Source organism: Methanobrevibacter smithii ATCC 35061 (assembly GCF_000016525.1).
In the GTDB taxonomy this organism is placed as follows: domain Archaea; phylum Methanobacteriota; class Methanobacteria; order Methanobacteriales; family Methanobacteriaceae; genus Methanocatella; species Methanocatella smithii.
On sequence record NC_009515.1, the window covers coordinates 1,792,397 to 1,816,598 of the forward strand.

The 24,202-nt window shown below is 25.7% G+C and carries 14 protein-coding genes; 11 read left to right on the forward strand and 3 right to left on the reverse strand.

The window, feature by feature from the left end; translation table 11 throughout:
- Nucleotides 1-171 precede the first annotated feature (171 nt).
- The gene (locus tag MSM_RS08700) at nt 172-1,041 is read left to right on the forward strand and encodes a tetratricopeptide repeat protein (RefSeq protein ID WP_011954738.1); all 870 of its coding nucleotides are present in this window, start codon (nt 172-174) and stop codon (nt 1,039-1,041) included.
- Between the two features lie 26 nt (nt 1,042-1,067).
- Here the strand turns inward: MSM_RS08700 and MSM_RS08705 are convergent, their stop codons facing one another.
- Entirely contained in the window at nt 1,068-1,982 is a 915-nt protein-coding gene (locus MSM_RS08705; protein WP_011954739.1) for a DUF5655 domain-containing protein, read from the reverse strand.
- 180 nt (nt 1,983-2,162) lie between these two features.
- On the opposite strand from MSM_RS08705, the gene MSM_RS08710 reads away from it, so the two are divergent.
- The gene (locus MSM_RS08710) at nt 2,163-3,200 is read left to right on the forward strand and encodes a hypothetical protein (RefSeq protein ID WP_011954740.1); all 1,038 of its coding nucleotides are present in this window, start codon (nt 2,163-2,165) and stop codon (nt 3,198-3,200) included.
- Here MSM_RS08710 and pglX (MSM_RS08715) read toward each other — a convergent pair.
- On the reverse strand, nt 3,197-6,313 hold the full coding sequence (pglX, locus tag MSM_RS08715; protein ID WP_011954741.1) for a BREX-1 system adenine-specific DNA-methyltransferase PglX: 3,117 nt from the start codon (nt 6,311-6,313) through the stop codon (nt 3,197-3,199). The genes MSM_RS08710 and pglX (MSM_RS08715) overlap by 4 nt on opposite strands.
- Nucleotides 6,314-6,332: 19 nt before the next feature.
- On the opposite strand from pglX (MSM_RS08715), the gene MSM_RS08720 reads away from it, so the two are divergent.
- The 3 genes from MSM_RS08720 (at nt 6,333) to pglX (MSM_RS08730) (ending at nt 10,392) form a co-directional block, all read left to right on the forward strand.
- Complete coding sequence (locus tag MSM_RS08720) at nt 6,333-6,767, forward strand: hypothetical protein (RefSeq protein ID WP_011954742.1); 435 nt, start codon at nt 6,333-6,335, stop codon at nt 6,765-6,767.
- Between the two features lie 100 nt (nt 6,768-6,867).
- Nucleotides 6,868-8,808 (forward strand): BREX-1 system adenine-specific DNA-methyltransferase PglX, encoded by a 1,941-nt coding sequence (gene pglX, locus MSM_RS08725; RefSeq protein WP_011954743.1) that lies wholly within the window; start codon nt 6,868-6,870, stop codon nt 8,806-8,808.
- Nucleotides 8,809-8,823: 15 nt separating this feature from the next.
- Nucleotides 8,824-10,392, forward strand: coding sequence for a BREX-1 system adenine-specific DNA-methyltransferase PglX (gene pglX / locus MSM_RS08730; RefSeq protein WP_011954744.1), 1,569 nt, complete (start codon nt 8,824-8,826; stop codon nt 10,390-10,392).
- 2 nt (nt 10,393-10,394) lie between these two features.
- On the opposite strand, the gene pglX (MSM_RS08735) is transcribed toward pglX (MSM_RS08730), so the two are convergent.
- Nucleotides 10,395-13,913, reverse strand: coding sequence for a BREX-1 system adenine-specific DNA-methyltransferase PglX (gene pglX / locus MSM_RS08735; protein WP_011954745.1), 3,519 nt, complete (start codon nt 13,911-13,913; stop codon nt 10,395-10,397).
- 147 nt (nt 13,914-14,060) lie between these two features.
- On the opposite strand from pglX (MSM_RS08735), the gene pglX (MSM_RS08740) reads away from it, so the two are divergent.
- The 6 genes from pglX (MSM_RS08740) (at nt 14,061) to pglZ (ending at nt 24,190) form a co-directional block, all read left to right on the forward strand.
- Complete coding sequence (gene pglX / locus MSM_RS08740; RefSeq protein ID WP_148198571.1) at nt 14,061-16,325, forward strand: BREX-1 system adenine-specific DNA-methyltransferase PglX; 2,265 nt, start codon at nt 14,061-14,063, stop codon at nt 16,323-16,325.
- 94 nt (nt 16,326-16,419) lie between these two features.
- Nucleotides 16,420-16,992, forward strand: coding sequence for a DUF1819 family protein (locus MSM_RS08745; RefSeq protein ID WP_187146475.1), 573 nt, complete (start codon nt 16,420-16,422; stop codon nt 16,990-16,992).
- A complete protein-coding gene (locus tag MSM_RS08750; RefSeq protein ID WP_011954748.1) occupies nt 16,992-17,570 on the forward strand; it encodes a DUF1788 domain-containing protein in 579 nt (192 codons plus the stop codon). Before MSM_RS08745 ends, MSM_RS08750 begins: the two co-directional genes overlap by 1 nt.
- Before the next feature lie 4 nt (nt 17,571-17,574).
- Nucleotides 17,575-21,159, forward strand: a complete 3,585-nt coding sequence (brxC, locus tag MSM_RS08755; RefSeq protein ID WP_011954749.1) for a BREX system P-loop protein BrxC — start codon at nt 17,575-17,577, stop codon at nt 21,157-21,159.
- Between the two features lie 10 nt (nt 21,160-21,169).
- Nucleotides 21,170-21,685 carry a DUF1802 family protein gene (locus tag MSM_RS08760; protein WP_011954750.1) on the forward strand — a complete coding sequence of 172 codons (516 nt, stop codon included), beginning with the start codon at nt 21,170-21,172 and terminating at the stop codon, nt 21,683-21,685.
- A complete protein-coding gene (gene pglZ / locus MSM_RS08765; RefSeq protein WP_011954751.1) occupies nt 21,686-24,190 on the forward strand; it encodes a BREX-1 system phosphatase PglZ type A in 2,505 nt (834 codons plus the stop codon). It begins immediately after the preceding gene.
- Nucleotides 24,191-24,202 lie beyond the last annotated feature (12 nt).

A 24,202-nucleotide genomic window follows, 5' to 3' on the forward strand; every position in this document is an offset into this window, starting at 1 on the left:
TAAGGATTGTGACTCTTTTTCATTATTATGATAATCTTGGAAAGATGAATCGCAAAAAACCATCTACTAAAACAAGGCTTAAATGAGTTTTTATCATAACCAACTATTTCCAGTTGATTTTTATAAAGTGAATTCTAAAAAGATTATTAACAAATTGTTGCAGTGTTATATATGAATGTTGAAAGTTTACAAATCATTTCTAAATTTATGAATGATTATGAATATGAAAAAGCTATGAAATTATGTGATGAGCTTTTAAAAAAAGATAATGAAAACACCCATCTCTGGGCTTTAAAAGGATGCTGTTTAAATCATTTTGAAAAGTATGTTGAAGCAATGGAGTGTTACAACAGATCCCTAAGTGTGGATGATGAAAACCCTTTTATCTGGTTTCATGTAGGTAAAATTTTAATGGAATATGATTTATTTGATGATGCTCTGGAGTGTTTTAACAATTCATTGGAAATTAATCCTGCTGATGATATGGCGCTGTATTCAAAAGGTGAGTGCTTAATGTTTAAAAAATCATATACTGAAGCAATTATCTGTTTTGATTTGGCTATTGGTTTTAATCCCAAATATTTGAATGCATGGTTAAACAAAGGTCTTGCTTTAAAATTGTCAAATAATTTTAAAGAGGCTTTAGAATGCTTTGATAAAGTTTTGTTTATTGATCATAAATCAAAAGATGCACTTTATTTTAAAGCAGACTGCTATTTTAATTTGGGAGATTTAAACTCAGCATTGAAATGTTGTAATGAAGCATTAAGTATTGACGGGGATTATTTAAATTCTGAAATCTTATTGATAAAATCAGTTGTTTTAATGGATCTTGGAGAATATGGTAGTGTCATTGAAGCAGCAGATATTGCACTGGAAAATAATCCTGATGATTACGATTTAAAAATGTTGAAAGCACAGGCACTAGCTTTTGCCGGAGAATATGCGGAAGCTCTATGGCTTGTTGAGGAACTTGCAGATGAAAATCATGGAGATATGGAATTGTGGAAATTAATTGAGTATATTAAAATGCATATTTGAGAAGAATTTGTTTATTTAAGTAAATTTCATAATTTCTCTTTGTATGCTTGCTTAAATAAGCTTATAAAGTAATCAATATCTTCATCATTAGCTATTTTCATTTCATAATCACCAATACCATGGTGGCCAATATTGGAAACATCTCGGGTTTTGTTAAATGGATCTATGAGTTTAGTATTTTTTAAATTAATCCAACCTTTTAATTGTCCTTTAAATGCTTCAATTGAAATTATAATTTTATTACTGGTTTTAAATACAATATATAATTTAGTTGTAACAATTTCAATATCTTCAAATTCATTTAAGATTCTTTCTTTTAAGTTTTCGTATAATTCTTTTATATTATCAGGTTTATTATTAAAACACATTTCTTCAGTGTATTTAATAATTTCTTTATTAACATCTTCTTTTTTATTCGTTGTTTTAACTTCTTTAATTGATGCTTTATTCTCAGAAATATTTAATTTATCATATAATACTGTATTATTTGAATATTTGGTTACCTTCCATAATTCAAAAGCCAAATCATTAAATTCTATTGATTTTAATTGGTATGTGGTGTAGTTTGGTGCTATAAACATTATTTTAGATTGTGTAAAATCAATATCTTCTTTTCCATAATTAGTATTGAATTTCTGATTGTATTTTAGGACAAATTCAGCTTTATTATTTAAAAGTAGTGATAGATAACTGTAACCCTGGTCAATAACACTGTAATTTTTACTTTTTTTATATTCAATAATTACAAATGAGTTAGTTTCTTCATTGAAAGCTAGTGTATCAATTCTTAAGTTATCCAGTTGAAATTCACTAGCTACAAATTTTAGGTTAAATACTTCTTCCATATTATTTTCAGTTAACTTTTGAAGGTCTCTTTCGTATTTAAACTCAGTTTTCTTAATAGGTTTTAGATTATTGGCATCAATTTGATAAAGTGGCATGGTTAATATTATATTTTATCTTAATTTAAATTTTTAGATAAAAAGAGTCTGTAAAATTTTACAAACTTATATGTTTTTTGTCCAATTTTGCATTGGGTAGTCTAAGGTTATTGGATAGGGATGGTTTACTTTGTTTCAACTTGTAAATTTTCTTTTTAATAATTAATTAAAATAGAATATATGAATTATAATGATATATTCCAAAAATTTTGTAGAAATCGTAATATTAAATCCAGTACCAAAAAAGGTTATGATTCTGCTTTAAGGTTATATGAAAATTTTCAAGGAAAATCTATTGAAGATTTATTTGATGAAGCACGTTTAGAAGAAAATGAAAGAATTCCTCTTAAAGATAGAAAAATAAAAAAGAGATTAATTGAATTTAGAACTTTTTTACTTAATAGTAATTTATCTCCTAATACTTCAAAAACATATTTTTCAAAAGTAAAGACATTTTACTTACACTTTGAGTTTGAACTACCTCATTTACCTCAAGCTAAATATGATAAAATTTATGAGACCAATTATTTAGACTTACCAACTCGAGAACATATACATGAATCACTACTTATTTCATCAATTGACTTAAAAGCAGTGATACTTTTCATGTCCAGCTCAGGAACTGCAAAAGCTGAAACTTTAAGTTTGACTGTAGAACATTTTATTCAAGGTACTCAGGAGTATCACCATGGAGGATCCATTAAATTTATTCTAGAAACTCTTGATAAAAAAACAAATGTTGTTCCAACATTTTATTTGAAAAGAATTAAAACAGATAAATATTATTATACATTTTGCTCTCCAGAAGCTAGTTTAGCTATTGTCAAATATTTAAAGACACGTGAGAATTTAAAATTGGAGGATAAATTATTTGATTTTACATCCTCATTATTGTTAACCCGATTTCAAGAAATAAATGATAAAATGGAGTGGGGATTTAAAGGAAAATATAGATTTTTTAGAAGCCATACCCTACGCAAGTTTCATGCATCAAATATTGGCCTTTCTGCTGAATATATTGACAGTCTGCAGGGACGCAGTAAAAACGAAGTTCATGAAACATATATTAAAACAAATCCTAAAAAACTAAAAGAAATCTATAAATCAGCTATGAAAAATGTGATGATTTATGAAAATAAAGGTCCAGAGATAAAAAAACAAGAATTTAATATAATAATTAATGTTTTTTTATCTGGAAAGGAATATAATATTATTTAAATCTTTTTAAGAAGGTTTATCTTTTTGGTTTTGGAACCTTCTTTTTTAATTTCAATATTTTGGAATTTTGCATAGTTTACTTTAACACCATCATCTAAATCTATTTCAATATTTTGGTTTGCAATGTGTGCTAGAACTTCATCATATTCTTGTGTTTCTTTTAATTGTTTTTGAAGTTTAGCTTTTTCTTTAGTTGCACGGGTTACTTCTTGTTTTGATGTAGAATTGTTAATGATATTGTCATTATTGGTTATTTTCTGTTCTATTGCTTTTTGGGTTTTATGTAAGTAGTCTGTTCTGATTCTTGCAACTAATGATGGTTCGTATCTGTGCATATAAACTAAACAGTTGAAACCGTTATGTTTGCCGCTTGAGAATTGCCAGTATATTGGGCATTTTTTGTATGTCCTTTTGTGGTCGTTAAAGAAGTTTTTAAGTAAGTATTGTCTTATGATTTCTCTTGATGGTTTTTTTGATTTTGATAGTGCTCCTGCAATGAAATCTAAGTTTTCTTCTAGGGTTTTTTTACCAAAACAGGTTTCAACAAATTTAGTAAAATATCCTACAATATCATCATCGAAATACGCAGTGTCTAAAACTGGAATTATGTTGTCATCATCTGGAATAAATTTATTGTAGTTAGTGATGTTAAATTTACCTCCAGCGAATTGTAGTCCTTTTTTATCTAGTGAGTAACGTCCAAACATGCATCCTACTGCAAAAGATATAAAAGATGTAATTAAATCATTCTTTGATAACAGATTCATTGAAATTGAATCTTTGGATATATTATAATCTAATTCATTGGTTAACTTGTATAGTTTTATAAAGTATTTATTTAAATATTCTTCATTGCTTTTCAATTTATTAAAATCAACTTTTTGTAACTTATTAAATTTTACAATTGATTTTTCAATTTTTCTTTCACCAAATATTAAAAGAGGATGGATTGTATAATTCCAACTTATTTCATGATTATCCCAGTTATTTTTTTGAATGATTATATTTTCGGATACAATTTTGTTGATTTTATTTAAATTTGAATTATCAAGTATGATGGGTATATTACTAATTGATCCTATTCCAAAATCTAACGTTGGGGATAAAAAGGATAATACTTCCATTGTTACTTTTGAATTTAATAATGCAAATAAATAATTAAAGTAAATTTCATTTTTTATAATGCAGTTTGCTCCTTTTGAATCAAATAAAAATCCTTGTTCATTATATCTAAAAGAGATATCACTACTACTTAATGTAGACCATGTTAATGATTTTTTAAAATGAAATTTTGGATTTCTTATTGTTGAATGTTTAAAATTACGTATTTTATATCCATTATTTTTCCAATTAATTATTAATTCATTATTTCCAAACCATTTTCTAAACTTCCCTCCTTTATTGTAAGGAAACCATTTTTCTTTAACATTTTTGGTTTCTTCCATAGAATTACAATTAAAATTTATATTATTGAATTCCACTTCAAACCATTTTCTTAAAAATTTATCATTATTTCCAGTGGAAATTCCTGCTTTTGGATATGCATATTCAATTAATTTTTTATTTTTAAATGAATTTGTAACATTTAAACTAGCCCAATAAGCTATAGGGGAAGTTGGAATGTTAGAATATTTTTTACTATTTGAGATATATTTGTAATCAACAGGATTAGATATGGCTTTTAAAACTTTATTTCTTTGTGTATCCATGTTTCCTTTAAAATTAGATAATTTTATATATATTCCATTGTATAAACCATTAGTTTTATTTTCATTACAAAAGATATATGTTGCTACTGGGACCATTGCAACTTCTGTAAATGCATTATATTCTAGTTGAATTAATGAAGAAATTTCAAGATTTTTCAAAATGTATTCTCTTAATTTTTCATAAGTTTTTATGAACATCCAATTAAAAGGAGTAATAAATCCTAAATATGCATTTGATTTTGTGAATTTAGTGTTTCTATAAATAAACATGGAAAATAAATCTTTTGAATAATCTTTGTAGTATTTTTTAGCAAAATCTTTTAAATTTTTCTCAAATTTATTCATGTAAGGAGGATTAGTCACTACAGCTGAATATTTTTTAGATAATAATTCTGCTTGATTAATTAAAGCCATTAAATCATTACTAATTATATTTGTAATATTGATATCAGTGAGTGTTGATTTAGAATTATCAATTATTTCATTTAATGATGTTCTTAAGTTGTTAAAATCAATATTTTTCACTTGAATTAAAGAACCAAATTCTTTTCCAGACTCAAATATTTCTTTTAAATAAATTACATCATTAACAATTTTTTCATCATGTTTTTGTATAAACTCAATTATTGAATCAGTGATATTTCCAGATTCCTGAATAGCATAAACATTAGGAACAATACCTTTTTGAAGTATTTTTCTATCATATTTTCTAGCTTTCATTAACACTGCAAAATAAGCTAGTTGATATGCTCTATCATCAATATCCAAACCAAAAATATTATTTTTTAAAATTAATTCAGGAATATCTCGTTCTAAATAACCTAACTCTTTATAAATTTCAAAAAATAGATCGAATGCATAAACTAGAATGTGTCCAGATCCCATACATGGATCAAAGAATGTTAATTCTTCAACAGAAATATTCTCAGATCTTATTTCATCAAGTTTGCTTTGAGTTTCTTCATCTTGTTGTGCTTCTCCAAGATAATATTCTAAATGTTCTTTTAATGAACTGTTTGGATTTCTTTCTATCCAATATCTACCTAAAGAGTTATCAACCATATATTTAACAACCCAATCAGTTGTAAATAACTGAGTAGCAGCAGGAATATCCTCTTTTTTAATATTGCTTTTGTTAATGTTAATTACTTGATTTTTTTTCTCTGAAATATAATACTGATATAACCAACCAATAATTTCAACCTGTTTTGTGAAGTCCTCTTCTGGAATTGTGTCAATTAATTGTCTTACAACACCTTCTTCACTTGTAAATGAAATATTTAACAGTAACTCTAAAGAATCATCTGTTGTTTTAAATAAACCTGGGAGAATTTCATTTAATTTATTACTTTGCTTAATAAATAAAAATCGGAATAATTCATCTAATTTATTTTCATCTTTCAACTTGAAAACTGGTGAAACTATGGATAAAACTATTTTAAAGAATTTTGCGGTAAATTCAAGAAATAAACTTATTGAAGATACAATTTATAGATTAAGTCTACTTGGAATAACTGAAGATGAAATTCAAGACCCTATTGAAGCTGATGGGATGCAAACATTCCAAATAGGTGGCACAAATTTTAGTATTTATGATGATGACATAAATAAACGAAAAGAGATTATTGAAGATATTGAATCTAAAGGTTTCAATAATTTTGTTGAAGAAGTTGCATACACATGGTTTAATCGTATAATAGCTATTCGTTATATGGAAGTGAATAATTATCTACCAACTAAAACAAGAGTTTTATCCAGTGAAACAGCAGGTAAAATAGAACCAGATATTTTAACAGATGCATTAGATATTGATTTAGATTACACTCAAGAAGAAAAAGAATTAATTTTCAAGTTGTAACATTTTATATACAATTATGTTTTTGTAAAAAATCATTTTTATAATTATCTCTATTTATAGAAACTTTGATTTTTGTAATGAATACGGATATAATGCATTAATGACCCCCTTTGTATGGATGTTTATTAAAAACTATGAGAATCTAAGGAAATTTATCATTAACAATAAATCAATTTCATCATTAATTCAATTAGAATACTCAGCATTTTCAGAAGCTACTGTACCAATATGTACTTTTGTATTATCTAATTTTGATGAAAATTATGCAGGAACATATTTGAAATTATCTGAGTTTACTGGTGGAATGGATGTTCAAAAAGAAAAAGTTCTTCAGATTATTAATGGTGATGAAATTCTTAATGATAAAAACAAGTTTATAATGAAAAAAGAAAACTTTAATTCAATTCCTGGAAATCCAATTTCATATTGGGTAAATGATTCGATTATAGATATATTTAAGAATTCTAAGAAATTAGGGAAAATAGTAGCTCCAAAATGTGGTTTAAAAACTGGTATTACTGAAAAATATGTCCGAAAGTGGTTTGAAGTTGATTATAATAATATTGGTTTTGACATACCAAATAGAGAAATGGCTAAAAAATCTATGTTAAAATGGTTTCCTGCATCCAATGGAGGACAATATAGAAAATGGTATGGGAATATCGAAGATGTTGTTTTTTGGTATGATGATGGTTATGAAATTAGAAATTTATTTAATCCTAATGGTAAACTTAAATCTAGACCTCAAAACATGCAATATTATTTTAAAAAAGGGTTAACTTGGTCTGCATTAACTAGTAAAAAACTTTCATTAAGACTTTCACCAATTGGAAATATAATAACTGGTGCAGGTTATGGATTATTTAATAATGAATTTAGTTTATTAACAATTATGGGGTTTCTTAATTCAAAGATAGCAACTTATTTTAGCAGTATTTTCTCAGAAACATTAAATTTTGAAGTGGGGATATTAAATAGAATGCCTATTCTTATTAAAGAAAATTCTGAAATAAATAAGTTAGTCTCAGATAATATAACAATATCTAAAGAAAATTGGGATAATTATGAATTTTCATTTGATTTTATAAAACATCCTTTTATGAATTTTAATTCTGATTTGTTAAAAGAATGTTATGAGATGTACGCTTCTGATTTTAAGTTAAAATTCAATGAATTGAAAAAAAATGAAGAACAAATAAATGTATTCTTTATTCAAGAATACGATTTAAAAAACCATATTAAAAAAAATGTTCCTAATGAAGATATTACACTTTTTAAACCTAATTTAACTGAAGATATTAAATCTTTTATTTCTTATGCTGTTGGTTGTATGTTTGGACGTTATTCTTTAGATAATGAAGGTTTACAATTTGCAGGAGGAGAATTTAATATTGATAATTATCATAAATTCATTCCAGATGAGGATAATATTATCCCAGTTTTAGATTCTGAATATTTTGAAGATGATATTGTTAATCGTTTCGTGGAATTTGTAAAAATATGCTTTGGAGAAGAAACCTTGGAAGAAAACCTTGATTTTATAGCTAATGCACTAGCTAAAAATAAAAAACCTTCAAGAGAAAAAATCAGAGAGTATATGCTTAAAAATTTCTTCAATGACCACAAAAAAACATACAAAAAATGCCCAATATACTGGCAGTTCTCAAGTGGGAAAGAAAATGGTTTCAATTGTCTTGTTTACATGCACCGATATGAACCAAGCTTAGTTGCAAGAATCAGAACAGACTACTTACATAAAACACAAAAAGCTATTGAACAAGCAATAGCTAACTGTGATAATATTATAAATCACTCATCATCTAATACTGAGGTTACAAAAGCAACTAAAGAAAAATCTAAACTTCAAAAGCAATTAAAAGAAACACAAGAATATGATGAAGCTCTTGCACACATAGCAAATCAAAACATCAAAATTAACTTAGATGATGGTGTTAAAGTAAACTATGCAAAATTCCAAAACATAGAAGTTTCAAAAGAAGGAAAGAAATCTAAAAAAATTAATTTGCTTAAAAAATTGTAACTTTATAATACAAAATTGGAATCACTAGCGAATGTTAAACAAGGTTTAGCTACTGCAGATAATAACAGATTCCTAAGATATTGGTGGGAAGTTGATTTTAATAATATTGGGTTTTCTTCAATAAACTGCGAAGATTCAAAAAACACTAATAAAAAATGGTTTCCCTACAACAAAGGTGGGGATTATCGTAAATGGTGGGGTAATCAAGAATTTGTTGTTAACTGGGAAAACGATGGATATGAAATAAGAAATATCATAGGTCCTAATGGTAGAGTTAGATCAAGAGCCCAGAATACTCAATTTTATTTCCATAAGTCATTAAGTTGGTCTAAAATTTCTAGTGGAAAAGTTGCATTTAGATATTACCCAAATGGATTTATTTTTGATGTAGCAGGATGTTCTGTATTCTTAGATAAAAAAAATATAAATTATATATTTGGGTTTTTAAATTCTAATATTTGTGGAGATATTTTAGATTTAATATCTCCAACATTAAATTACGAAGTCGGTCATGTCGCTTCACTTCCAATAATATTTGATGAATCTAAACAAAATGAAATAGAAAACTTAGTTATAACCAATATAAATATTGAAAAAGAAGATTGGGATGAAAATGAAACAAGTTGGAACTTTAAATCACATCCATTTGTTTTTTTCAAAGGAGATTCATTATCTGAAAAGTATAATTTCTGGCAAAAATACAAAACGAACCAATTTAATTATTTAAAAACAAATGAAGAAAAATTAAATAAACTATTTTATGATATATACAATGTTGATGGTGATCATGAAATTGAAGATAAATATATATCCCTTAATAAAAATGATTTAAAAAAAGATATTGAATCCATAATATCTTATTCAGTTGGATGCATGTTTGGTCGTTATAATTTAAATCAAGGAGGCTTATGTTTCGCAGGAGGTGAATTTGATTTAAATAAGTATCATAATTTCATTCCAGATGATGATAACATTATTCCCGTATTAGACACAGCATACTTTGATGATGATATTGTCGGATATTTCACAAAGTTTATTGAAAAATGCTTTGGTAAAGAAAAACTAGAAGAAAACTTAGATTTCATTGCAAAAGTATTATCAAACTCATCTAAACCTTCAAGAGAAGTATTAAGAGACTATTTTTTAAAGAATTTCTTTAATAGTCATAAAAAAATCTATAAAAAACATCCTATTTATTGGCAGTTCTCAAGTGGTAAAGAAAACGGTTTCAATTGTCTAATTTACATGCACAGATACGAGCCAAGTTTAGTTGCAAAAATAAGAACTGATTACCTGCATAAAACTCAAAAAGCTATTGAACAAAGAATAGCTAACACTAACACTATCATTAATAATTCCACTTCAAAACAAGAGGTTGCTAATATAACTAAGGAAAAAGTTAAACTTCAAAAGCAATTAAAAGAAACTCAAGAATATGATGAACTTTTAGCACATATTGCAAATCAGAACATTGAAATAGATTTGGATAACGGGGTTAAATTTAATTATGAATTATTCCAGAATATAGAAATTAAAAAAGAAGGTAAAAAATCTAAAAAATTAAATTTGCTTAAAAAGATATAAAATTAAATCTTTTTTAGAAGATTAATTTTTTTATTTTTCATTCCTTCTCTTGAAATAATAATATCTTGAAGCATTGAATAATTTTCTTTTATTCCATCATCTAAATTAAAAGATAAATTTAAATTTGAAACATGGTTTAATGCTTCATCATATCCAATTGTTTCTTCAAGTTGTTTAATTAATTTATTTTTTTCTTTTGTGATAATTGCTTTTTCAGAACTTGAATCAGAAGTATTTAGCAAATTTTCACAATCTAATAATCTCTGTTCAATTGCTTTTTGGGTTTTATGTAAATATTCTGTTCTAATTCTAGCAATTATTTGTGAATCAATTCTATGAGAATAGATTAAACAGTTAAATGCATTATTACTTCCACTAGAAAATTGCCAGTAGATTGGGCATTTTTTATATAATTTCTTATGGTCATTGAAAAAATGTTTAAGTAAATATTCTCTTATTTTTTCTCTACTTGTTTTATTATTCTTAATTAATGCATTAGCTATAAACTCCAAGTTTTCTTCAAGAGTTTCTTCTCCAAAGCAAATTTTTACAAATTCAACAAAACGACCAACCATGTCGTCTTCAAAATATTCAGTATCCAATATTGGAATAATATTGTCATCATCAGGAATAAACCTAGAATAATTCTCAATATTAAAATTTGAATTTGTAGATATTAAACAATCATCATCTAAACTATATCTACCAAACATACATCCAATTGCATATGAAACAAATGATTTTATATCCATTTCATAATTTGAACTATTTATTGAAACATGTTTATCCTCAACATTATAATTTGAATCAATATCATATATTTCACTAAAAATATTATTTAATTTTGTTTCATTTGATTTAAGTTGATTAAATTGTTCTTTTTTATAAGATTCCCAAGATTTAAATGAGTTCTTAAGATTATTTTCATTAAATTTTAATAATGGATGTTTCTTAAAGTTCCATGAAGTTTCATAATCATCCCAATCATCTTTACAAATCTTAATATTTTCCAAAACAATATTATTTATCTCTTCAACTTTATTTTCATCAATAATAATGGGTAATGAAGCAATATGGCCTATTTCATAGTTTAATGTTGGTGAAATTAAGTCTAAAATATTTCCACAAACATTTGAATTTAAAAAACCAAAAATATAATTCAAATAATCATCAACAAATACAGAACATCCTGCTACATCAAAAAGAAATCCATTTGGATAATATCTAAATGCAATTTTTCCGCTTGAAATCTTAGACCAACTTAATGATTGATGAAAATAAAATTGGGAATTTCTTAAAACAGATTTTTTAAAGTTTCTTAATTCCTCACCATCATTTTCCCAATTGATAATAAATTCTTGATTTCCCCACCATTTTCTAAATGATCCACCTTTATTATAAGGAAACCATTTTTTATTAGTGTTTTTTGAATCTTCGCAGTTTATTGAAGAAAACCCAATATTATTAAAATCAACTTCCCACCAATATCTTAGGAATCTTGTATTTTCACCAGTTTGTAATCCAACTTTAATATCTCCTAATGAACTTAAGTTTGTATTATTAAAACAAGCTATTAAATTATCATCAATCCAATATGCTATTGGACTTCCAGGGATTTTATCAAAATTAAATTGTTTTATTATGTACTTGTTTTTATCATTAAAAAACAATGGATTCACAATATCATTTTCAACATCAGATAATTTCACATGATAAAAAGTACTGTTGTAGTTCATCAAGTTTATTTTTCTAAATACTGTTGCTGATGTTCCAAATGCAATTTTCATTACCATATTATCCATGTGCAATAAATTTGAAATGGTTGTTGTTTCAATTAATTTCTTTCTGAACTTCTCAAAACTTGACAAAAACATCCATGATTGCATTGTAACCATACAATTAAATCCATAATCTTTTATCATTTCTAAACCTTTTTCTAAAAATACAGCAAATAAATCTGTTTTAGTTAAAGGAAATTTAGATTTAATATAATCTTTTAAATTTGGATTCATACCATTATTTCCCATATAAGGAGGATTTGTTACTACAACATCATATTTTTTAGATAATAATATGGATTGATTAATAATATTTTTCAAAAGATTAATTTCATCTAAATACTTAAGTTTAGTTAAATTATTATTTGATTCAAATTTAGAAATTAAATTATTTATTTTTTCAAAATCAATAGGTTTTATAGTTAATATGCTTCCAAATTCTTTTCCATTTTTAAAAGAAGATATTAGATAATTGAAAGCATCTTCAATTGTTCTGTCTTGTGAAATCAATTCTTCAATAAACTCTTTAGAAATTGAATTTGTCTCTTCAATTGAGCATAATAATGGTGAAATACCTTTTGTTAATATTCTACGATTATATTTTCTAGCTTTCATTAAAACTGCAAAATAAGCTAGTTGATATGCTCTTTTATCAATATCTAAACCATAAATATTGTTTTTTAAGATTGATTCACAAGCATCTTTTTCTGTGAATCCTTCTGAAACATATATGTCCATAAGAACTTCAAAAACATAAACTAAAATATGGCCTGAACCCATACAAGGATCAATAACAGTAATATCTTCTGGTTTTAATATTTCAGATTCTTTTCTAATTGTAATTAATTGTTGTTCAACTTCTGGCTCTTGTTTCGCTTCATCAACATAATATTTCCATTTTGATTTTAATTCATTATTAGGATGGCCTTCTAACCACAATCTTCCTACAGAATTTTCAACCATATATTTTACAATCCAATCAGGTGTAAATAATTGTGTTGCAGCAGGAATTCTCTCTTTAGAAATCTTTATTCGTTTTTTAAGATTTGCAAAAGTTTCATCTTTTAATTCTGTGTTATAAAATTGATATAACCATCCTATTACTTCAACTTGACTTTCAAAGTCTTTTTCAGGAATTGTATCAATTAATTGTCTTACAACCCCATCTTCATTGGTAAATGAAATGTTTAATAATAGTTCTAAATAGTCATCGGTTTTTTCAAATAAACCTGGAAGTATTTCATTTAATTTATTACATTGTTTTATAAATAAGAATCTGAATAATTCATCTAATTTATTTTCATCTTTAAGTTTAAAAATTAACTCTTTATCTTCTTGAGTGTAATCCAAATCAACATCAAATGCTTCAGTTATTATATCAGGTTCTATTTTACCTGCAGTTTCAGAGGATAAAACTCTTGTTTTAGTTGGTAGGAAATTATTAATTTCCATAAATCTTATAGCAATTATACGATTAAACCATGTATAAGCTACCTCTTCAACAACATTTTCAAAACCTTTTTGCTTAACTTCTTTTACTAATCTTTCTCTTTTTGAAATATCATTATCATATATACTATTAGTTGATCCACCAAGTTGATATGTTTCTATTCCATTGGCTGAGCTTATTGGTTCATAAATGTTATCTTTATCAATTCCAACTAAACTCATTTTATATTCTACATCTTCCATTAACTTCTTACGAGAATTAATGGCAAATGTTTTAATTGCAGTTTTATCCATAATTTCACCAAGTTTAATTAAAACTATATATATCTATTTGGTGATATTAAATTGTTGCTATGTTTATCGGGAAATTCAAAACAGTCAAATAATATTTTGAATTAACAAGACAAAACCAATGAAAAAGATTGGAATTATTTATATAATATATTTAAAAATGCAAAAGAATATGGTAGTATTTTAGATATTAAAAATATTAATTTTGATGAATTATTTAATGATATAGGTACTTATGAATCAGATAAAAATAATTTAAATCAATATAAATACCAAAATGAAATTCAATTAATGAAAAATATTATCCAACAATCAAAATTTCTTGTTAAAAATTATGATATTGTTGCCACAAATCCTCCATACATGGGAAATAGTGGTATGAATCCAAATTTAAAAGATTATTTAAAGAAAAATTATCCAAATTCAAAATCAGATTTGTTTGCAGTATTTATTGAAAAATGTCATGATTTCTGTAATGAAAAAGGTTTTGTTGCAATGATTACTCAACAATCATTCATGTTTTTATCAACATTTGAAAAATTAAGGGTTGAATTAATTAATAATCACACCATAATTAATATGGCTCATTTAGGAGCTCATGCATTTGAAGAAATTGGTGGTGAAGTTGTACAAGCAACAACTTTTGTTAATAAAAATAATTTAATTGAAAATTACAAATCAACATTTCACAGATTAACTGAGTTTAATTCAGAAAGCAAAAAAGAAGAAGAGTTTCATAATGATGAAAATAAATTTATATTATCACAAAGTATTTTCAATTTAGCACCTTCTTTTGAATTTATTTTTTGGGAAAATCACAATATCTTAAATTCATTTAAATTATATCCTCCATTAAGTAAGTATGGTAAACCTTCAAGAGGTTTAGCAACATATAATGACAATAAATTCTTACGATATTGGTATGAAGTATCTTTTAATAAAATAGGTTTTGGGTGTTCTTCTGTTGATGATTCTATAAAATCTAAAAAAAAATGGTTCCCTTACAATAAAGGTGGGGATTATAAAAAATGGTATGGAAACAATAACTTTGTTGTTAATTTCTATAATGGAGGTGAAGAAATTAAAAAATCTGGAAAGGGTGCTTTTAGTAATATTAATTATTATTTTAAAAAAGGATTAACATGGTCAAGAATTTCTAGTAGTTATTTTGGAGTGAGATATCATGATGTTGGTTTTATAATTGGTGATGCTGGACCGTCTGTTTTAATGAATGATGATTCAAATATTTTTTATATTTTTGGAATATTATTGTCTAATTTTACATTAAGAATAATATCTGCTTTAAATTCAACAATGACTTTTCAAGTTGGTGATTTAAATAAAGTTCCAATCAATATGAATAACCATGAAAAAGAAAATATTGAAAAATTAGTAAAATCCTGTATTTATATTTCAAAAGAGGAATGGGATGAATTTGAATTATCATGGGACTTTAAAAACCATTATGCAATAAAATTTAGTCAAGATTCATTTGAAAATACTTTTTTTAAATATATGGATTTTAAAAATAATCAATATAATAAATTAAAGAAAAATGAGTTTATATTGAATAATTTAATTAATAAAATTTATAATATTACTGATATTCAAGATAGTGTAGTGTCTATTAAAAATGAAATTACATTAACTAAAATACATTTAGAAGAATTTGTAAAATCATTTATTTCATATGCTGTTGGTTGTATGTTTGGTCGTTACTCTTTAGACAATGAAGGTTTACAATTTGCTGGAGGTGAATTTAATATTAATAATTACTCTAAATTCATTCCAGATGATGATAATATTATTCCAGTCTTAGATTCTGAATACTTTGAAGATGATATTGTTAATCGTTTTGTAGAATTTGTAAAAACATGCTTTGGAGAAGAAACCTTAGAAGAAAACCTTGATTTTATAGCTAATGCACTAGCTAAAAATAAAAAACCTTCAAGAGAAAAAATAAGAGATTATCTCCTTAAAAACTTTTTCAATGACCACAAAAAAACATACAAAAAATGTCCAATTTACTGGCAATTTTCAAGCGGCAAAGAAAACGGATTCAATTGTCTAGTTTATATGCACAGATATGAACCAAGTTTAGTTGCAAGAATCAGAACAGATTACTTGCATAAAACTCAAAAAGCTATTGAGCAGGCAATAGCTAACTGTGATAATATAATTAATCACTCATCATCAAAACAAGAAGTTGTAAAAGCAACAAAAGATAAAGCTAAACTTCAAAAACAATTAAAAGAAACACAGGAGTATGATGAAGCACTATCTCACATAGCTAATCGAAATATAGAAATTGACCTAGATGATGGTGTTAAAGTTAATTATGCTAAGTTCCAAAATGTCCAGGTTTCAAAAGAAGGTAAAAAATCTAAAAAAATTAACCTTCTAAAGAAACTTTAATTTTACATTTTCCGGGCAATACTTCAAAACTTTTATTATTAATTCAACACATACTAATAACAGTGATTATATTATGAAGTATAGTGCTGGAATTATGAGTCATTCATTTTGGTATCTTGAAACAAAAAACACTGCTGAATATCTAGCTGAAGATATTTCAAAAAAAGAGTTAATGGAGTTATCTTTAACTGAAAATATTTATCAGGTAGATAGTGAACGTAGAGCACGTGAATTGACTAATGTATGTTATCGTCGATTAAATGGATTTTCTAATGATTTATTAATATATTTATCAACTTGTGATCAAAATTCAGGTAAATTATTAGTTTTAATTTCAATTTTAAGAAATGATAAATTATTTTTTGAGTTTATGCATGAAGTCTTCAGAGAGCATATTATTTTAGGAAATTACACTATAAAAGATTCAGATTTAGATATTTTTTTCATGAATAAATCTAACCAAAGTGAAGTAATTGAAAATTGGAAAGATACAACTCTTCGAAAGGTTAAAACTAATTATAAAAATTTTTTAATTGAAGCAGACCTTTTAGAAAAAGAAGAAGGGAATTATAAAATTATTTTACCATTTGTAGATTTTAAATTAAAAGAATTATTAACTCAAAATAATTTAACACCATTTTTAAATGCTATATCTGGAGGAATCTGATGAATATTGATGAGAAGCTTAGTAAAATTGAACCAAAAATTAAAGAGCCTTCATTTCTTGAGAATAAAGGTTTAAGTAATGAAGTAGGTTATTATATTTTTGATTATGATCCGAAATATGAACTTAAAGTTCGTGAAGAAGTTTCAAGGATTAAAAATAAAATCAATAATTCAAGTTATGCATTTACTATTAAAGAATTTGATTTATATGAAATTATCATTGATATTTTAAATGAAAGAGGTTATTTAGAAAAAGTTTTTAATTTTGAAGAAAAAAAAGGGATAGAATTTACAACTAAAGCAATTATCAGTCTTTTAAAATTAAATTCAGATAACAATAATGTTATTGTAAACTATATTTTAGAGAGAACTCCAGATAACTGTGTTGTATTTTTAACTGGTGTTGGAAAGGCTTATCCAATATTAAGATCACATAATGTTTTAAATAACTTACATCAAAAGTTAGACGAGGTTCCAGTTGTTTTATTTTTCCCAGGACAATATTCTGGTAGAGAATTAGTTTTATTTAATACTATTGAAGGAAGTAACTATTATCGAGCATTTCCATTGATTAGGTGAACATATGCAAATAAAAAACATGTTTGAAAAGGATATCGACAGGGATATCAAAGGAGTAATTAAAGTCGGTCAAAATGATGATGAAAATATTTATCAGGAACTGGATGAATATGTTGTTACAAATGAACTATTGAAACATTTTACTAAGTTTTTTTCAAGTTATAATAAGGGAATACAAAGTCCCACTGATGATATTGGTGTTTGGATTTCAGGGTTCTTTGGAAGCGGTAAATCTCACTTTTTAAAAATTTTATCATATATTCTAGATAGTAATCTTAAAGTTCATGGAAGAAGACCAATTGATTTTTTCAAGGAAGATGGAAAAATCAAAGATTCAATGGTTATTGGAGATATGGAAGCTGCAACAAATGTTAGTTCTGATGTAGTTTTATTTAATATAGATTCTAAATCATCATCACAATCAAGTTCAAATAAAGATGATATTTTAAATGTATTTGTAAAAGTTTTTAATGAAATGCAGGGCTATTGCGGAGGAATGCCCTTTTTAGCAGATTTTGAAAAAAAATTAGATGCAAAAAATAAATTTGAAGAGTTTAAAACAGAATTTGAAAATATCAATGGAATGGATTGGGAAGAATCAAGAGATGAATTCTACTTTATAAGTGATGATATTATACAAAGTGTTGTAAATATTGGATTCATGAGTGAAAACGAAGCTAACAATTGGGCTTCAAAAGCAGAAGAAAACTTTAAGTATTCAATTGAAGATTTTGCAAATGAAGTAAATGAATACTGTATCAATAAAGGAAATAATCATCATGTAATATTTTTAGTAGATGAAGTTGGACAATATATAGCAGATGATACTAAATTAATGCTAAACTTACAAACTATAGTTGAAGAATTAGGAATTAAATGTCATGGAAAGGCTTGGGTTGTTGTTACAAGCCAACAAAACATTGATGACATCACCAGAGACATAAAAGGAATGGATTTTTCTAAAATTCAGGGAAGATTTAAAACACGTTTATCCCTATCCTCTTCAAATGTAGATGAAGTAATTAGGAGACGGATTCTAGCAAAAACTGATGTTGCCCAACAAACTTTAGAAGCAGAATATCCAAGCTTTGAGCCTATTTTAAAAAATATTTTAACTTTTGAAAAATCTGCAGAAATGAAAACATATGAAAATGCAAGAGACTTTGCAAATATCTATCCATTTGTTCCTTATCAATTCAATCGTGTTCAGGATGTTTTAACATCAATAAGGGAACATTCCTCATCAGGAAAGCATATGGCTGATGGTGAGCGTTCAATGCTTGCACTCTTCCAAGAATCTGCAATTGAAATTAAAAATGGTTCTGAGGGCCAATTAGTTCCATTCAATATATTTTATAATGCTATTGAACAATTTATTGATCATACTAACAGTCAGGTAATTAATAAAGCACGGGACAATAAGGAATTGTATCCTTTTGATGTTGAAGTTTTAAAAGTACTTTTCATGATTAAATATGTAAAAGAAATTAAATCTACATCTAAAAATTTAACCACATTGTTAATTTCTAACATTAATGAAGACAGACTGGAGTTACAAAATAAAGTAGATAAATCATTATCCAGATTACTTGAACAAACTTTAATCCAAAAAAATGGGGAGGTTTATTCATTTTTAACAAATGAAGAACAAGACATTAATCGTGAAATTAAAAATCAGATAGTTGATAATGGTGAAGTTTTAGATAATGCTGCAAATAGGATTTTCCAAGAAATTTACCCTAAAAACAAATATCGTTATAGCAATAGATATAATTTCCAATTTAATCAATCAATTGATAATAAAAAGATTAATAATAGAGAATTTGATATTGGAATGAGAATAATTACTCCGTTTTATACATCAGATTTAAGTGATTGCTCTCAAGCTACTTTTGAAGAAAGTAATATGCATAATATTTTAAAAGGATTATCAGAATCTAACAATGAAGTTGTTGTACATTTACTTTCTGATTTAACAGTATTTGATGAAATAAAAGAAGCACTGCAAATTCAAAAATATTTAACTAAAAAAAGTGCTGAAATGAAGGTTGAACTCAGAAGCAGAAAACAAGAGGAATATAATGATAAAATAGAAAGAATCAAATTATTCCTTGAATCTTCTATTAAAGATGCAATAATTTATATTAAAGGAGATAAAGTAGATATTGCTGAAAAAAATGTTGAATCAAGACTTGATGAATCAATGGGCAAGTTAGTTGATAAAGTTTATAATAAATTAAGTTATATGGACTTTGCACCTGATAAAAGTGATATTAAAAAAGAATTAACAAATGAATATCAGCAGACACTGATAGCTAGTGAAACAAAAGCTATGAATGCAGTAAATGATATGGACAGTTATATTTCAGATCAGTCAAAACTACATAATACTCTTACACTAAAAAGTCTAATAAACAGATATTCAAAAGCTCCTTATGGTTTTGTCAATTTGGATGTGCAATGGTTACTTGCTTCATTATTTGCACAAAAAAGAATTGTCTTAACAATTAATAGTGATGAAATTTCTTTAAGAAATACTGATGCCTCCAAAATTTTAGATTATTTAACAAAAAATGAATACTTAGAAAAACTATTAGTATCTGAAAAAGAAGTTATTGATAGTAGTAAAATTAGGAAAGTTAAAGAAGTTTTAAAAGAGGTTTACAGTTTGAATTTAACTCATGATAATGATGAAAGAATCATGGATGAATTTAAACGTGTTAATACATCTAAAATTGAAGAAATTGATAAATGTCTTTTAGAATTTAGAATATCAAATAAATATCCTGGCAAATCAATATTGGAAGAATCAAAAGAATTATTTAATGATGCTAACAATAAGAAAAACACATTGCAATTCTATAACTATGTGTCTGATAATGATGAAGAATTTTTGGATTTGGCTGATGATTTAGATCCTGTTTTAGCATTCTTTAATGGAAGTCAAAAAGCTATTTTCGATGAATCCTGTGAAGTATATAAAGTTTATGAAGAAAATATTAACTTAATCAATGATTCTGATTTATCAGATGTTGCATCTGAAATTTACAGAATTATTTCAATGCCAAACCCTTATTCAAATATTAGAAAACTACCTGAATTAAACAATAAATTCACTACACATTTTGATGAAATATTAGAAGATAAAAAAACAATTATTTTAAATGGAATAAAGGAAGATTATGAAAGTATCAAATTAAGACTAAATACTGATGAGTTGAAAGCTAAATTTGAAAATAAATTTATATCTGAATTTGATTCACTTAAAAATAAATTGGATTCAGAAAAAAATATTGCTATTATTGATGGAATCACAATGGAATCAGAAAATCTTAAAAACAATTGCATCCATGAAATTGATTTATTTATTAATTCTATAACTCCTATTTATCCTCCAGAAGGTGCAATAAATAAACCAGTATCTCCACAACCAATTCCTGTGGAAGTGGATGTGGACATTAAAACAATAACATTATCACCTAAGGTTAAAATCGAATCTGAAGATCAAATTGATGAATTCTTACAAAAAGTAAAAACAGAACTTAAAAATAAATTAGAAAATGCAGATATTATTAATTTAAAACTATGAGGTTATTTAAATGTCAGAATCAATAACTAAATGTTTAAATGAATGGAATGCAACAATTGAAGCATTAGGTCAAGGAAAACAATCAATTTTAATTAGAAAATATGGTACAAATGTTGATGACTTTCTTTTATTTCCAACAGTAAGTTATGCCCTTAAAGATAATTATTTAGATAGTTTCCAAGAAGATTATAAAGATTTTGTTAGAGAAAATGCACTTCCAAATAAAAAGGATTCTAAATTTGAAGTAAAATATTATGCAAAAGTTGAAAAAGTTGTAGAAAAATCCTCAACTAGAATTGGTTCTTTAAATAATTATCATATCTGGACAAGAGACCATGTAAAATCATACTTAGGTAATTCAAAGGCACAAGTTTGGATTTTAAGAGTATATGAACTTGAAAGTCCCCAATATTTAAACAGGACCCGTGGAATGAGATATGCTAATGTAGATATGGAAGTTAAATTGGATGATTTAAAACCTGTATTGTCTGATAGTGAATTTGAAAGTATTTTAAAAGGGATTTAAATGAATCTTGAGGAAATTGAAAACCGGATAAATTCAATTATTGATGAGGCATATCATCGCCAAATTGTCTTTTGGTATGATGAAAATCAGGAATTTATAGAAGATATTAATAATATTCAATTAAATAATGCTAAGTTACATATCTTGAAAGACAATAATTTGATTAAAACTAAATATCAAATAGAATTTGAAGATAAAAATTCTAATTATCTTGTTTATGCTCCATTCTCCCAACCTGATGATAATGAAAATTATTTAGCGGATTTAATCCATTATGCAGTTCCATTTTCTGCTGATAAGATTGAAATGATTGGACAAGAATTAGGGATTTCTCCTGAGTTTTATCATTTGCTTAAGAAGTATTCTTTATTTTGGAATGCTAAATCAAGAGTTAATGCATTTAAAGATTTGAATGTTTCTTTTACTGAATTAAATATTAAACAAGCTATTTTAGCAGTTTTATCTAATCAGAAAACTTTAAATTTTGATTATATTGTTCGTGAAGTGATTATCAATAATTTTAATGAAGAAAATGAAATTATAAAAAACTTTGAAAAATATAATATCTTAGAAGATTTCTGGGAGTTAATTTCAAGGAAATTTAAATACTCAGAAGACAATCCATCTGTGAAAAGACTTGTTAGATTCTTAATTTTAAATTATACTGCAAATTCATATCGAGGATCAACTCCAAAATCATGGGATGAATATTTAGTTTCTGATAAAAACAATGCTTCCATATTTATTAGTGAATTTATGAATAATGCAAATTATTCTGAATATTATGATAGGATAGCTAGAGAATTAGAATCAAAACTTAATATTACAAGCTTAAGTAAAACAAACATTGATTCTTATATAAATTGCGATTCATTTGAAAGATTCGATGAAAATATAATTAATCATTACACTGAATTATTATTTGAAACTAAAGTGGACTTAGGTGCTGAATTTAAAGAGATTTTAGAAAACAGAAAGAAAACTCATTTTTATTTAAAATATGAGGATAATTATGAAGTTTTAAAATATGCAAATTTATTTATTTCTTTAATTAATGAGTTTATGCGAAGTGAACTTCCAGAAAAACCTGAAGAAATTATTAAAGAATATTCTGAAAAATGGGTTTACTTAGATTCATATTATAGGAAATTCTATTATTTCTATGATAAATTAGATGATACTGAGTATCTTGAAGATTTAAGGCAATTAGTTGAAAATTTATATGTAAACCGTTTTTTAAGTGTAATTAATCCTAAATTTACTAAAAAATTAGCTGAAAAACCAATTTCTGAGTTAGACATTCCAAAACAATGGAAGTTCTTCAAACAACATATTCCAACTTCAATTAGGAAACATAAAACTGCAGTTATTATTTCAGATGCATTTAGATATGGCTGTGCAGTTGAATTATTCGCAGAGCTTGAAAAAGATCCAACAAGAACTCCTGAGATTAAACCAATGTTATCTACTATTCCATCATATACTGCATTAGGTATGGCATCACTTTTACCTAATAAAGAAATTGTTTATGAAGGTGATACAATATTAGTTGATGGAATGAATTGCAGGTCAACTGATGAGAGGAATAATATTTTAAGTTCAAATGTTAATGAAGTAATTGCCATATCTTACGAAGATGTGGATAAATTAAAATCTAAGGAATTTAAAGAATTAACAAAAGGATTAAACTTAATTTATATTTACCACAATAAAATTGATGCTAGAGGAGACCATGCTCCTTCTGAAAATGAAGTGTTTAATGCGGCTCAAGAAACAATTGAAGATTTAGAAGTATTAATTAAAAGATTAAGAAATCAAGGTAATTTTGCTAAAATCTTTATTACAGCAGATCATGGATTTATTTATAAACGTGACAAATTAAAAGAGCATGATAAAGTTAATTTAGATAAATTCCCAGAAAAAAAACATAAACGTTTTATTTTATCTGAAAAACCTTTAAAAATAGATGGTGCAGTTTCCTTATCTATGGAATATCTAAACATGGATAAGTATGTTAATGTTCCGATAGGTGCAGATGTATTTAAAGCACAGGGTGCTGGACTTAATTTTGTTCATGGTGGAGCTAGTTTAGAAGAATGTATTGTTCCATTGCTGGAAGTTAAAGCAGGAAAAGGTGCTAAAAACCAAAGGACTGTAGAACTTCAATTAATTTCAACTAAAAATACTATTACAAATTATGATGTAATGTTAACATTTTTCCAAAAAGAAAATGTTTCACAAGATGTTTTACCATTGGAAGCTTCAGTTTACTTCATTGATGAGGAAAATAATAAAATATCTGGTGAACAAATAATCTTTGCTGATAAAAACTCTGATTCAGCAGAAGATAGGGAATTTAAAGAAAAATTCAGATTGTTACAAAAACAATATGATAAATCTAAAAATTATTATTTAATTATTAGAGATTTAAAAGAGGATGTTGAAGTTGATAGAATTCCATTTACAATAGATATGGCTTTTCAAGATGGATTTGATTTTTTTTAGGAGTGATATTCA